The sequence below is a fragment of the Mesorhizobium sp. M0159 genome (assembly GCF_040322295.1).
GTDB lineage: Bacteria > Pseudomonadota > Alphaproteobacteria > Rhizobiales > Rhizobiaceae > Mesorhizobium.
The window spans coordinates 97,352-110,192 of record NZ_JAMYTF010000020.1 but is presented as its reverse complement, the minus strand read 5'-3'; the positions used below and the strand labels follow the sequence as shown (position 1 = coordinate 110,192).

Annotated in this window: 11 protein-coding genes and 1 pseudogene; 6 read left to right on the top strand and 6 right to left on the bottom strand. The window is 64.0% G+C overall.

Annotated features, from left to right (window positions below; all coding sequences use genetic code 11):
* The 3 genes and pseudogenes from NKJ32_RS19855 to NKJ32_RS19845 form a co-directional block, all read right to left on the bottom strand.
* Positions 1-432: pseudogene (locus NKJ32_RS19855) on the bottom strand (two-component sensor histidine kinase); the annotation flags it as partial.
* Entirely contained in the window at positions 420-1,112 is a 693-nt protein-coding gene (locus tag NKJ32_RS19850) for a response regulator transcription factor (protein WP_352450230.1), read from the bottom strand. The pseudogene NKJ32_RS19855 and the gene NKJ32_RS19850, both read right to left, overlap by 13 nt.
* A 4-nt stretch (positions 1,113-1,116) precedes the next feature.
* Positions 1,117-2,661: a DUF4153 domain-containing protein gene (locus NKJ32_RS19845; protein WP_352755862.1), complete on the bottom strand. Its 1,545-nt coding sequence runs from the start codon at positions 2,659-2,661 to the stop codon at positions 1,117-1,119.
* Between the two features lie 278 nt (positions 2,662-2,939).
* On the opposite strand from NKJ32_RS19845, the gene NKJ32_RS19840 reads away from it, so the two are divergent.
* Both NKJ32_RS19840 and NKJ32_RS19835 read left to right on the top strand, forming a co-directional pair.
* Positions 2,940-3,821: an HpcH/HpaI aldolase/citrate lyase family protein gene (locus NKJ32_RS19840; RefSeq protein WP_352570060.1), complete on the top strand. Its 882-nt coding sequence runs from the start codon at positions 2,940-2,942 to the stop codon at positions 3,819-3,821.
* A 28-nt stretch (positions 3,822-3,849) separates the two neighbouring features.
* Positions 3,850-4,056: a DUF1737 domain-containing protein gene (locus NKJ32_RS19835; RefSeq protein ID WP_352458330.1), complete on the top strand. Its 207-nt coding sequence runs from the start codon at positions 3,850-3,852 to the stop codon at positions 4,054-4,056.
* A 243-nt stretch (positions 4,057-4,299) separates the two neighbouring features.
* Here NKJ32_RS19835 and NKJ32_RS19830 read toward each other — a convergent pair whose 3' ends face one another.
* Positions 4,300-4,722 (bottom strand): metallopeptidase family protein, encoded by a 423-nt coding sequence (locus NKJ32_RS19830; RefSeq protein ID WP_023680515.1) that lies wholly within the window; start codon positions 4,720-4,722, stop codon positions 4,300-4,302.
* Between the two features lie 233 nt (positions 4,723-4,955).
* Between NKJ32_RS19830 and NKJ32_RS19825 the strand changes: the two genes are divergently transcribed.
* The 4 genes from NKJ32_RS19825 to NKJ32_RS19810 all read left to right on the top strand — a co-directional run bounded on the left by NKJ32_RS19825 (position 4,956) and on the right by NKJ32_RS19810 (position 11,678).
* Positions 4,956-5,708, top strand: a complete 753-nt coding sequence (locus NKJ32_RS19825; RefSeq protein WP_352570062.1) for a DUF3800 domain-containing protein — start codon at positions 4,956-4,958, stop codon at positions 5,706-5,708.
* A gap of 171 nt (positions 5,709-5,879) precedes the next feature.
* Positions 5,880-6,962, top strand: coding sequence for an ImuA family protein (locus tag NKJ32_RS19820; protein ID WP_352570063.1), 1,083 nt, complete (start codon positions 5,880-5,882; stop codon positions 6,960-6,962).
* Entirely contained in the window at positions 6,895-8,373 is a 1,479-nt protein-coding gene (locus NKJ32_RS19815) for a DUF6504 family protein (protein WP_352570065.1), read from the top strand. Before NKJ32_RS19820 ends, NKJ32_RS19815 begins: the two co-directional genes overlap by 68 nt.
* Positions 8,370-11,678: an error-prone DNA polymerase gene (locus tag NKJ32_RS19810; RefSeq protein ID WP_352570067.1), complete on the top strand. Its 3,309-nt coding sequence runs from the start codon at positions 8,370-8,372 to the stop codon at positions 11,676-11,678. Before NKJ32_RS19815 ends, NKJ32_RS19810 begins: the two co-directional genes overlap by 4 nt.
* A gap of 42 nt (positions 11,679-11,720) precedes the next feature.
* Here NKJ32_RS19810 and NKJ32_RS19805 read toward each other — a convergent pair whose 3' ends face one another.
* Both NKJ32_RS19805 and NKJ32_RS19800 read right to left on the bottom strand, forming a co-directional pair.
* Positions 11,721-11,960, bottom strand: coding sequence for a Trm112 family protein (locus NKJ32_RS19805; protein ID WP_023675986.1), 240 nt, complete (start codon positions 11,958-11,960; stop codon positions 11,721-11,723).
* Between the two features lie 204 nt (positions 11,961-12,164).
* Positions 12,165-12,836 carry an LON peptidase substrate-binding domain-containing protein gene (locus NKJ32_RS19800; RefSeq protein WP_352450238.1) on the bottom strand — a complete coding sequence of 224 codons (672 nt, stop codon included), beginning with the start codon at positions 12,834-12,836 and terminating at the stop codon, positions 12,165-12,167.
* Positions 12,837-12,841: the final 5 nt, after the last annotated feature.

Sequence of the window (12,841 nt, the reverse complement as noted above, 5' to 3'; positions counted from 1 at the left end):
GGGGGTGTCGGCGTGCCCGCAACTACGCCCCGACTGGGGGGCCCGTTGCGCGCGTACGGGGGTCGGGGCCCTGGCCGCGGTGGCCGCGGGCCGGGTCGGCAGGATCCTGTCGGACGCAAGATCGAGGCGCGGTTCGATTGGCTGGTAGGGAGAGGCCCGATCGCTGGTGTTGGGTGAAGGCACGGGTGCGCCGAGCTTTTCCGGGGCAAGGCCGGCCTCGCGAACCTCTTGCGCATAGATCGCGCCAAGGGCGGCGCCTTGGGCGATCAGCTCGGCCTCGGTCTGCCTGATCAGCTGGTTCTCGTAGAGCCGGAAGAAAAACAGGCCGGCCAGCGGCAGCGCCATCACCATGATCAGGATGGCGATGACGACCGTGGCGAGGCGAGGCCGCCATTTGCTGCCAATCAGTTCTTGGGCGCTCACGCGCCGCATCCGCCCAGCCGAAAACCGACGCCGTGCACGGTCTCGATCGCATCGACGCAGCCGACGGCCGCCAGCTTGGCGCGGATATTGCGGATATGGCTGTCGACGGTGCGGTCTGCGACATGGATATTGGCCGCATAGGCGTTGGCCATCACCATGTCGCGGCCAAGCACATACGCCGGCCGCGCCAAAAAGCCTTTCAGGATCGCGAATTCGATCGACGTCAGCGCCAGCGGCTTGCCGTCGAAGCTGGCTGTATGGCTTGCCGGAACCAGCAACAGTCTGCCATGCGAGAATTGCCGGTCGTCGGCTGGTTCCGGCGTGGGCCGCGCGCGGCGCAGGATGACGTTGACGCGGGCGACCAGCTCGCGCGGGCTGAACGGCTTGGTGACATAATCATCGCCGCCCATCTCCAGCCCGAGGACGCGGTCGATCTCTTCATCCCGCGCGGACAGGAACAGCACCGGCAGGTCGGATGTGTGGCGCAGCCGCCGGCACACTTCCAGCCCGTCCATTTCCGGCATGCCGATGTCGAGCACGACGAGATCGGGCGCATGGCGCTCTATCGCCTGCAAGGCAGCCGCGCCGTCCGGCACCGCCAGCGTTTTCATGCCGGCCTTTTCCAGCGCGAAGCAGATGATTTCGCGAATGTGCGGGTCGTCGTCGGCGACCAGTATGTGGTGCGGCATCAAATCAGCGGCCCGGCATGAAGGGTTCGGACATCGGAGGAACCACGAACGGGCCACGCCTGTCGAGGGCGCGGTTGAGCCGCCAGTCACGAAAGCTCCAGCCCCGCCAGCTTTCCTGGCCGGCGCGGAAGCGTGCTTCGTCCTGTGCATACCAGCCGGCGAGTTCGCGGATGGAGGCATCCTCCGCGGAAACCGTCCTGCTCTGGTGCTGGACGAAGCGATCGAGCGCCGGCAAGGCGCCGGGCCCGAGCGAGCGCAGGTACCAGACGTCGAGCTGGGTGCCTTGGCCGGTCATTTCGAAGCAATGGTCGACATTGTAGTTGGCAATCAGCGCGGCAAAGTTGATGAACGAGCAGGCATAGAGCGTCGCCGATAGCGTCAGAAGATTGGCGGCAAGCAGCCATTCGTTGGACTTTTCGCGCGCGATGCGGGCTATGATCAGGACAAGGCCCGCCGCCACCGGCCCCATCCAGACGAACGCAGCGACACGCCAATAGGTCAGCGCATAGATACCGATATAGAGATCGAGCCGCAGGATCGACGAGATCACCAGGAGGATGTTCTGCGCCACCCAGGCATAAACCAGCCGGCGGATGAGCGGATCGCCGGAGGTCGCACTTCCCGGCCGCAGCGCCGCCAGCACGAAGCCGGCGGCCAGCAGCGCCGTGACGATCAGCGGATAGGCGCCGCGATGCGCGTAGGCGGCATAGGTCAGCCCGTCGGGAAGCGCGATGCCGCCCCACAGATAGGTGGCGTCGAGTGCGCTCTGCACCGCGAACAGGATGTTGAAGACGACGAGCGCGCGGAGGATAGCGGCCTTGCCGAAGACGATGTCCTCGATGGTGGTCCTGGTGGCCGGCGTCGCCGGTGCGCTGGCTGGCGACACCCTGCGGCGGCGGAGAAAGCGCGGCAGCCGCGGCCGCAGAAAGGCCCAGACGCAGGCAAGCACGAACAGCCAGAAGCCGAGACGTGGCAGCTGGACGACGTCGAGCAGTGCCATCAGGTCGATCAGCGAGAACCAATATTCGATGACCGGATTGGCGGCGCCGAACAGCGCGAGGAACACTGCGCCGAGGCCCAGCGGCATGACCCAGACGGCGATCGCCGCAAGGCGCACGCGCCGCCGGCCAAGCCGCCGCGCCGCCGTGCGCCAGCGGAAGAAATCAAGGACGAGCCGAAATGGCGTTGCAAGCAGGAACAGCGAGAGTTGGCCGGCAATACGGGCAAGGCCGCGCCGCAACCGTCCGGCCAGTGAAAGCGCGAGGATGGCCGTCGCCGCCAGCGCGATCGAGACGGACAGTGCGCTGACATTTTCCACAAGCGGCAGCAGCGCCATAAACAGCGCAACCGGCTTGAACCAGAACCTGCCATCGTTGAAGACGTCGAGAGGATGGAGAGCCATGCTCGCCGCTGCAATCGCAACGCCGAACAGGAAAAGCGTGATGCCCGCCGGTTGGCCATAGAAGAAGAAATCGGCCAACGCGACGAGCAGGACGGCAACGCCGAAGCGGCTGCAATAGCTCGGCGCCGCCGAGAGGAATACTGTCATGATCGGGCTTTCTCGGCGGCTTTGATGCGGCTGGTGGGCAGGGATTTCCGGACGAAAGGGAGGAGGGTTGCCAAAGTCTGGGGCGGATCGACGAGCCACCAGCTTTCGCGGCGAAGCCGGTACGGCAGGGACCAACGGGAGTTCTTTTGCTCTTGCATGCCGCCCTTGTCGCATCCGGTCGGGTGGCAAGCGGGGCGGAGACGAGGAGATTTTCCGAAATTGCGTGCAGTTTTTATGCACGGCTTGCCTCGGCTAGCTGCAGGCGGCATAGATCGAAGATGACCACCGAAAGCTACCGCCCGCGCCGCTCGGTGCTTTACGTCCCGGCTTCGAACGACAAGGCGCTGGCCAAGATCCAATCGCTGGCCTGCGATACCGTCGTCATCGATCTCGAGGACGCCGTCGCCCCGGCCGACAAGCCTTCCGCGCGCGAAAAGCTGGCGGCGATTTTCGCCGGCCATTCCAACCGGCGCTGCGAGATGGTGGTGCGCATCAATGCGCTGTCGAGCGAATGGGGCGCCGACGATCTGCCGGCCGCGGCAAAATGCACGCCCGACGCCATCCTGCTGCCCAAGGTCGACACGCCGCGCGACATCCTCGAGGCCGGCGACGTGCTCGACGACAATTTTATCGCGGACGAGGTCAAGCTGTGGGCGATGATCGAGACGCCCAAGGCGCTGCTCAATATCGGGCCGATCGCCGAGCTCGGCCGCGACCCAGCCTCTCGCCTGGTTTGTTTCGTTGCCGGAACGAACGACCTGATCAAGGACACCGGCATTCTCGCCACGCCCGATCGGCGCTATCTCGTGCCATGGCTGATGCAAATGGTGCTCGCGGCGCGTGCCGGCGGCCTCGACCTGCTCGATGGCGTCTTCAATGATTTTCGCGATATGGACGGGTTTGCGCGCGAGTGCACGGAAGCGGCCGCCATGGGTTTTGACGGCAAGTCGCTGATCCACCCAGCTCAGATCGAAGCCGCGAACCGCGCCTTTGCACCGTCGCCCGAAGCAATAGCCGAGGCGCGCGCGGTCAAGGATGCCTTCGCGTTCGCCGAAAATGCCGGTAGGGCGGTAGTTGCGCTGAACGGCAAGATGGTCGAGCGGCTGCATCTGGCGCAGGCCGAAAAACTGCTGGCGAAGGCCGCCGCTGTTCGCGCATGACTAACGTAACTGACGACAGGATTGAAGAATGAAACTCTACCGCTTTCTGTCCGGCCCGGACGATGCCAGCTTCTGCCACAAGGTGACGGCGGCGCTGAACAAGGGCTGGCACCTGTTCGGCTCGCCGACCTATGCCTATGACAAGGAGGCCAAGACCATGCGCTGCGGCCAGGCGGTGGTGAAGGATATCGAGGGCCAGGAATACGGCCCCGACACCAAGCTCAGCGATTGGTAGACGCTGAAATCGCGGCGAGATGTCCGCGGGACAGCGCCCCCCTCTGTCCTGCCGGACATCTCCCCCACGCGGGGGGAGATCGGCCATCATCCCGGGCTTCGCCAAATCTCAATGTTAGAAAGAGGGCGCGGTCGGCGAAGCTGCCAATCTCCCCCCAAGTGGGGGAGATGTCCGGCAGGACAGAGGGGGGCGCGAAGGAATGAGACGTCGGACTGTTGCGTAACCTCAGCCGATCGGCACCCCCTACTCCGCCGCTTCTTCGATCTTCTCCATGTCGTCGTCCGACAGGCCGAAATGGTGGCCGATCTCGTGGATCAGCACATGGGTGACGATGTCGCCCAGCGTTTCCTCGTTCTCGGCCCAATAGTCGAGGATGGCGCGGCGATAGAGCGTGATGCGGTTCGGCCCCTCGCCGGTCTGCGGGTTCCAGCGCTCGGCGATGCCGCGCCCCTCGAACAGGCCGAGCAGGTCGAAGGGCGTTTCCAGCGAAAGGTCGTCCATGATCTCGTCGGTCGGGAATTCGGCGATCTGAATGACGATCTCGCCGGTCAACTTGCGAAAGTCCTCCGGCAGATGGGCATAGGCCTCCAGCGCCAAGAGCTCAATTTCCTCCATCGTTGGCGAAAGCTGGTCGTGCCAGATGCGTGTTTGGTAGATGCGAGCCATGCTTTGTCCTTTGATCCCGGCATATAGGCTTTCAGGCCGGACTCGGCAAATAGCGGGGCTGCCGCCTTTGCCCCAGGATCATAAGCAGGAATAAATTCAGCGTGTCGTAATTCGCGTACGCGCTAAGGAGGTGGTACCGTGCTGAACAAATTTCGAGCCGATGAGTCGGCGGAAATGGTGGAAGGCGCGTCCTAGAGTTCCGCGACACCTTTCTTGCCCCTCGGGAAGGTTTGGTGGTGGTGATTGAGGTCTACCTAGACGAATCTGGCACTGACCATGACTCGCAAATTCTTTCCGTATCCGCCGTTTGGGCTTCAAAAGAAGACTGGCAGATCTGGACCCTCGATTGGATCGTGGCGAAGGCGCCGATAAAAATTCACCACTCGGTCGATTGCCATAACAGGCATGGGGAGTACGAAGGGTGGACCCGCGAAAAGCGAGATAGACACGTCAAGTGCATCCTGCCGGTAGTCAAAAACCACTACATTCGGGGCATTATCGCCGCCGTCGACAGGCGGAAACTGAGCGAGGTCTTGGCTCACAAACATAGCTTAGCCATCAAGCCGGAAGACATGGTACGCGGCTGGTACTACATCTGCCTGCAATGGGCCCTTCGCAGCACGTGGGAGAAACTCGCATCGGAAGGCCACGATAACATCGCATTCGTCCATGAAGCCAACCAGTACAGCGCGGCGGCGACTGAGGCGTTCCAGCAAGTCCAGCGGCATTTTCCGGGAAAATCGGCGACTTTCAATTTCGGCTCAAAAACCAGGCACCCACCGCTTCAATGCGCAGACGTATTGGCATATGAGGGGAACCATCAAATGAGGAATTTTCGCGGTCCCCTACGAAAACCCCTCCAAGCTATCGACCCTAGCTTCAGCCGCTTTAGCTTTCGCAAATATGACGATGAAGAAGTCGATCAAATCGCCGACTTTACCGCCCAATATTTGAGACGTGTCGCTTCAGAATTGGCTTCAGGCTAGAGTCAAAAGCCGCCCCTTTTTTATGAACCCAGCCTCCCGAGCGGTTTCCTTGAAAAGCTCGGGTTGCTCTTTCTGGGAATAAATTCCCCATGACTCCGCTTGACTCTTCGAGCGGCCTCTGGAATCTATAGGGAACATAACAGGAACAATTGTGAGTGGAAGCTGACCGTCATGGCGACAAGCGCCGTGGCGCGGGAGACTGTTTTTGCCCTGCGCCGCCAGATCGCGAAGATCGAAGGGACCTTGCCCGAGCGCCTGGAGGCGCCGGCCAGTTCGTCGTTTGACGCGGATGTCCCTCGTCAGAGTCTGACACCCTCTCGGCATCCGACACCCGCTCGGAATCTGACCATTGTCCGGCGCGGCCTCGCCGTGGCGCCGCCCGATGCGTTTTTGCGCACCGGCGCCGAGCGCCTCGATGCTGCGCTGAGCGGCGGCCTGCCGAAGGCGGCGGTGAGCGAGTTTCATGGCGCCGCGACCCGCGATGCCGGGGCCGTTGCCGGTTTTGCCTTGTCGCTCGTCAGCCTGATCCTCAGCCAGGGGCCGCGATTGCCGGTGCTGTGGATCGGCACATCCGAGGTTTTCCGCGAGGCCGGCTTTCCCTATGCCAGGGGGCTTCACGCCTTCTTCGGCATCGAGCCGGAGCAATTGCTGTTTTCCGAGGCGCCAAGGCTGCTCGATGCGCTGTGGATCGCCGAGGAGGCTGCCCGGATGACGGCGCTGGCCGCCGTCATCCTCGAAATCCGCGGCAGCCCGCAGCGGCTTGACCTCACCGCGACGCGGCGGCTGCACGCCCGCGCGCAGAGTGCGGGCCGGCCGCTGTTCCTGCTGCGCCAGGCCGGCGAGCCCGAACCGACGGCAGCGCCCGTCCGCCTCATCCTGTCGGCGGCACCGGCGGCAACGCGTAAGACGCTTGCCGGGCCGCTCGCCGGCTCGATCGGCCGACCCGCCTTCACCGTCGCCATCGGCAAGAGCCGCACGGCCTTGCCCGGAAAATTCACACTGGAGTGGAACCCCGATGAACGCATATTCGAAGAAAGACGGGGCGAGCAAGGAAGGTCTCAGGAATGGGCCCCAGAACGGCCAAAGAATCCTATCCCTGTGGTTTCCGCATCTCGCCGCCGAGAGGATCCTGCGGCAGCGTCTGGGGCGGTCCTGGCGTTCCCGGCCGTCGGATCACCTGCCGCTGGTGATCAGTCACCGCGACCGGAACGCCCAGCGCATCGCCGCCCTCGACGAGCGGGCCGAGGCGCTTAATCTGAAGCGCGGCATGGGCATAGCCGACGCACGCGCCATGCATCCCTCGATCGACATCGTGGAGGCCGATCCGGAGGCCGACCGGCGCCTGCTCGAAGGCCTCGCCGACTGGTGCGACCGCTATACCCCGCTGGTGGCGCTTGACGGGACCGACGGCCTCTATCTCGACGTCACCGGCTGCACCCATCTTTTCGGCGGCGAACGCTCGATGCTGGACGATATCCTGTCGCGTTTTTTCCATCAGGGCTTCGATGTCCGCGCCGGGCTTGCCGCCACGCCTGGTGCTGCCTGGGCGGCGGCGCGGTTTGCTGGCGACCGCATCGTGCCCGATGGTGAGGAGGAAGCGCTTCTCGCGCCCTTGCCGCTGGCGGCGCTGCGCATCGACCCGGAGGTACGCGCCAGCCTCGAAAGCGTCGGCCTGCGCACGGCGGGCGCCGTCATGGCGGCACCGCGCGCGCCGCTGGCCCGCCGCTTCGGCGCATCGCTGCTCTTGCGCCTCGACCAGGCGCTTGGCCGCCTCGAGGAGGCCGTGTCGCCGCGCCTGCCGGTGGCACCGCTTTCGGTCGAGCGTCACCTTGCCGAGCCGATCATGCTGACCGAGGACATCGAGCGGCTGACCGGCATGCTGGCGACCACCTTGAAGAGCGACCTCGAGCGTCGCGGCGAGGGCGCAAGGCGGCTGGCGCTGCTGCTTTTCCGCGTCGATGGCGGCGTCAGCCGCATCGCCGTCGGCACCTCGCGGCCTCTGCGCGAGCCGCGGCTGATCCAGAAATTGTTCCACGAAAGGCTTGCCGCGCTCGAACAGGATATCGACGCCGGCTATGGCTTCGATCTTGTGCGCCTTTCGGTGCTGACCGCCGCCGCCTTCGACATGCAGCAGGCCGACCTTGCCGGCGAGACGAGCGACGACGGTGCCGATATCGCGCTTTTTGCCGACCGCATTCGCGCCCGGCTCGGCGAAGGCGCGGTCTTGAAGACGGTCGCCGTCGAGAGCCATTTGCCGGAGCGCGCCGTCGCCACCCTTCCCTTCACGGAGGCGCCGCAGAGAAGCTCGCCGCCGAAGCAGCCGGACAAGGCGAAGGACGCTCCCACGACCGTCTTCCAGCCGGAACGGCCGATCCGGCTTTTCCGTTCGCCCGAGCCGATCGAGGTGCCGGCCACCGAAATGCCGGAAGGCCCGCCTTTGAACTTCCGCTGGCGGCGCGCGCTCTATCGGGTCGCGCGCGCCGAAGGGCCGGAGCGCATCGCGCCGGAATGGTGGCGAGGGGCGGCGGGACGAGAAGATGCCCCGACCCGGGATTATTTCCGCATCGAGGATGCCGACGGCCGCCGTTACTGGCTCTATCGCCAGGGCCTTTACGGCGCCTCGCAGCCCTCGCCGCGCTGGTTCATGCATGGGATCTTCGCATGAATGCGCTGACGGCCAACCCCTATGCCGAATTCGGCATCCAGTCGAACTTCTCGTTTCTGCGCGGTGCCTCGAAACCGGAGGAGCTGGTGGTCGCGGCAAAATTCCTGGGGTTTTCGGCGATCGGTCTCGCCGACCGCAACACGGTGGCGGGCGTGGTGCGCGCCTGGCAGCAGGCCAAGGTGGAGGGTGTTTCCTATCATCCCGGCTGCCGCCTGGTTTTTTGCGACGGCACGCCGGACATCCTCGCCTACCCGCAGGATCGCAAGGGTTGGGGTCATCTCTGCCGCATGCTGACGCGGGCCAATCTGCGAGACGAGAACGAAAAAGGGGCGACGCTCCTCAAACAGAACGATCTTCTCGAATGGGGCGATCTCCTGTCGCTCGCCATACTGCCGGATGTGTCGGCGGACGCGGAAACCAGCCTCGCACTCCTTAGCCGGCTCAAGGATCGTTTCGGTGAAAACCTGCGGCTTGCGGTTTCGCCGGATTACCGCGGCAACGACCGCTTCCGTATCGAGCAGGCGGCGGCGATGGCGGAGCTGGCCGGCATCCCGTTGATGGCGACCAACGATGTTCTCTACCATACGTCGGAACGGCGCCCGCTGCAGGACGTGCTGACGGCGATCCGCCTCAATGTGCCCGTCGCCGAGGTGGGGCTGGAGTTGGCGGCCAATGCCGAGCGTCACTTAAAGCCGCCGCTGGAGATGGCACGGCTTTTCCGCAGGCATCCGCAAGCGCTGGCGGAAACGCTGCGTTTTGCCGGCGAGCTGACCTTCTCGCTCAGTGACCTGCAATACAACTATCCCGACGAGCCGACGGAATCGGGTCTTGGGCCGCAGGCCGAACTGGAAAGGCTGGCCAAGGAGGGAGCCGCCATCCGCTACCCCTCGGGCGTGCCCGCTTTTGTGACGCAGCGCATCGAGGAGGAGCTCGCTCTGATCGAGCGTCTGAACTACGCGCGCTATTTCCTGACTGTCCACGACATCGTCAAATTCGCCCGCAGCCAGAACATTCTCTGCCAGGGGCGCGGCTCTGCCGCCAACTCGATCGTCTGCTTCTGCATTGGCATCACCGAAGTCGGCCCGGACAAGATCGAAACGCTTTTCGAACGCTTCATTTCCGAGGAAAGAAACGAGCCGCCCGACATCGACGTCGATTTCGAGCATGAAAAGCGCGAGGAGGTCATCCAGTACATCTATTCCAAATACAGCACCAAGCGCACCGCGCTGGCCGCCGCCGTCGTCAGCTACCGGGGCCGCTCGGCGATGCGCGAAGTGGCCAAGGCGATGGGCCTGTCGGACGACGTCCGGGGCGCGCTGTCCAGTTCGATCTGGGGCTGGTCGACCTCGGAGCTCGGCGAAAAGGAGACAAAGGCCGGCGGCCTCGATCAGACCGATCCATCGACAAGGCATGTGATCGAATGCGCCAACGAGATCATGGGCTTTCCCCGTCATTTGTCGCAGCATGTCGGCGGTTTCGTCATCACCCGCGACCGGCTCGACGAGATCGTGCCCATCGTCAAGACGGCGATGGACGAGCGCAAGATGGTCGAGTGGGACAAGGACGATCTCGACGCGGTGAAAATCCTTAAAGTGGACGTGCTGGCGCTCGGCATGCTGACCTGCCTGCAGCGCGCCTTCACGCTGCTCCAGGATCATTACCCGCAGGCGCGAGACGCGTATGGCCGGCCCTATGTGCTGGCCACGCTGCCTGCCGAGGACAGGCACGTCTACGACATGATCTGCCGTGCCGACACGATCGGCGTCTTCCAGATCGAATCGCGCGCGCAGATGTCGATGCTGCCGCGGCTGCGGCCGAAAAGCTTTTACGACCTCGTCATCGAGGTGGCGATCGTGCGGCCCGGCCCGATCCAAGGCGACATGGTCCACCCTTATCTGCGCCGCCGGCAAGGCAAGGAAAAACCCGAATATCCCAAGCCGGAACTGGAAAAAATACTCGGCAGGACGCTGGGCGTGCCGCTGTTCCAGGAGCAGGCGATGAAGATCGCCATCGTTGCTGGCGGCTTCAGGCCGGGCGAGGCCGATGAACTGCGCCGCGCCATGGCGACATTCAAGCGCACCGGCACGATCGGCAATTACCGCAAGAGAATGGTCGACGGCATGGTCGCCAAGGGCTACGAAAAAGACTTCGCCGAGCGCTGCTTCAAGCAGATCGAGGGTTTTGGCGAATACGGCTTTCCCGAGAGCCACGCCGCCTCCTTCGCCCTGCTGGTCTATGCCTCCTGCTGGTTCAAGACCTTCTATCCCGACCTGTTCTGCGCCGCGATCCTGAATTCCCAGCCGATGGGGTTTTACCAGCCGGCCCAGCTTGTCCGCGACGCGCATGACCACGGCGTCGAGATCCGCGAGGTCGACGTCAATTTTTCCGGCTGGGATTGCGCCTTGGAGAAATCGCCTTTCGATCCGGATCGTATCCTTGACCGCCATGCCCAGATGCGCGGCGTCATCCGGACCAGCCATGCCGTCCGGCTCGGCTTTCGCCAGGTCAAGGGCCTGTCGAAGGAGCGCATGGAAGCGTTTGTGTCGAGGCGCGGCGCCGGCTATGCATCCGTACGCGACGTCTGGCTGCGCTCGGGCCTCAACGTCGACGAGATCGAAAAACTGGCGCAGGCCGACGCTTTCCGGTCGCTTGGATTGAACCGTCGCGACGCTCTATGGGCGGTCCGCGCGCTCGACGGCAAGAGTGCCGCCGAAAAGCTGCCGCTGTTCGACCAGCCGGCGATCCGCTTTCGCGACCTCGAGCCCCAAACCAGGCTCCCGACAATGCCGCTCGGCGAGCACGTCGTCCACGACTACCGCTCGCTTGGCCTGTCGCTGAAGGCGCACCCGGTCGCCTTCCTGCGTCAAAGGCTGGATCGTTCCGGCGTCACGCCCAATGTGCGGCTCGGCCAGGTGCGGGACGGCCGGCGCGTTTCGGTCGCCGGCCTCGTGCTGGTGCGGCAGCGGCCGGGCAATGGCAAGGCGATTTTCCTGACGCTGGAAGACGAGAATGCGGTCGCCAACATCATTTTCTGGGAAAGGACTTTTGACCGCTTCCGCCCCATCGTCATGGGAGCGCGTCTCATCCGCGTCACCGGCAAGCTGCAATCGGAATCGGACGTCATCCATATCGTCGCCGAGAAGGTCGAGGATCTGACGCCGTGGCTGTCGGTGCTGCTTGAGCAGGCAAGGCCTGCGGACAGACCGTCGAGCAGTGCAGACGAGGCTCAGCCTGGCAGCATCGCGCAAACGGAACTAATGGGAAAGGCAGAGAAGGTCATGCCCAAAGGGCGCAATTTTCAATAGAGGCGCGAAAGATCGCGACGGAGCGGCTCTGAACCGCAGCACTCAGGGCGTTCCACCCAGGCGCGGCGGCGGTGGCATGGCATCATCTATGGTGATGACACGCGCTTCCGATGGCAGCATGATCGGAATGCCGTCCCGCACCGGATAGGCAAGCTTTGCCACCCGCGAGATAAGCTCGCCGCGCTCCGGATCCCAGGCAAGCGGCCCCTTGGTCAGCGGGCAGGCCAAGAGTTCCAGCAGCTTGGGGTCGACAGTCCTGTTCCCGTCACGTCCATCCGCCATTTGGTTTGTCCTTCCACAGGGCAATCGGGTTAAGGTTTCGAGCGCGAACTTCCTTCTCCCCTTGTGGGAGAAGGTGGCCGAGCGAAGCTCGGTCGGATGAGGGGTGTTCCAGCTTGGCACCGACGACACTCCGTCCAGCACCCCTCAACCGTCTTGGCGTTGCGCGCCAATCCACCTTCTCCCACAAGGGGAGAAGGCAAGAACCTACTGCAAACTCGAACCGAAATCCTCATTGTCGCGCGCCAGCGCCATTTCGGTGATGGCGATCAGGGTCTCGGCGCGTGTCTTCAGATCGGCCGCTTCGAGCAGCGCCTGTTTCTCGGCCGGCCCGTAGGGCGCCATCATCGACAGTGCGTTGACCAGCATGGCGTTTTCGGCGCGGCTGACGCTTTCCCAGTCGGCCTCCAGATCGTTAGCCTGCAGATAGGCGCGAAACGCTTTGAGCAGCGCCGGCCGGTCGATCTCGGCGTCTGCCTGCTCCTCGTCGAGATCGGCGAGAAAGGGTGCCAACCGGCACTGCCGGAACGGTGTTTTGACCGTGAGCTCCTGGACAATACGGAACCGGCACACGCCCTGCAGCGAAATCAGGTAACGGCCGTCGCCGCTCTCGGACAGCGCAATGATGCGCCCGGCGCAGCCGACATTGCAGAGCTCCGGCTCGCCGTTGGGACGCAGCGCACCGTCAAGGCTGGGCTGGATCATGCCGATCAGCCGCGGCCCGGCGATCGCCTCGTCGACCATCTGCAGATAGCGCGGCTCGAAGATGTTGAGCGGCATGCGGCCTCCCGGCAGCAGCAATGCGCCCTCAAGCGGAAAGATCGGCATGGTCGACGGTAAGTCCGCAGCGAGCCGGTAATGCGCGTTTCCCGCCTGCACCTCAA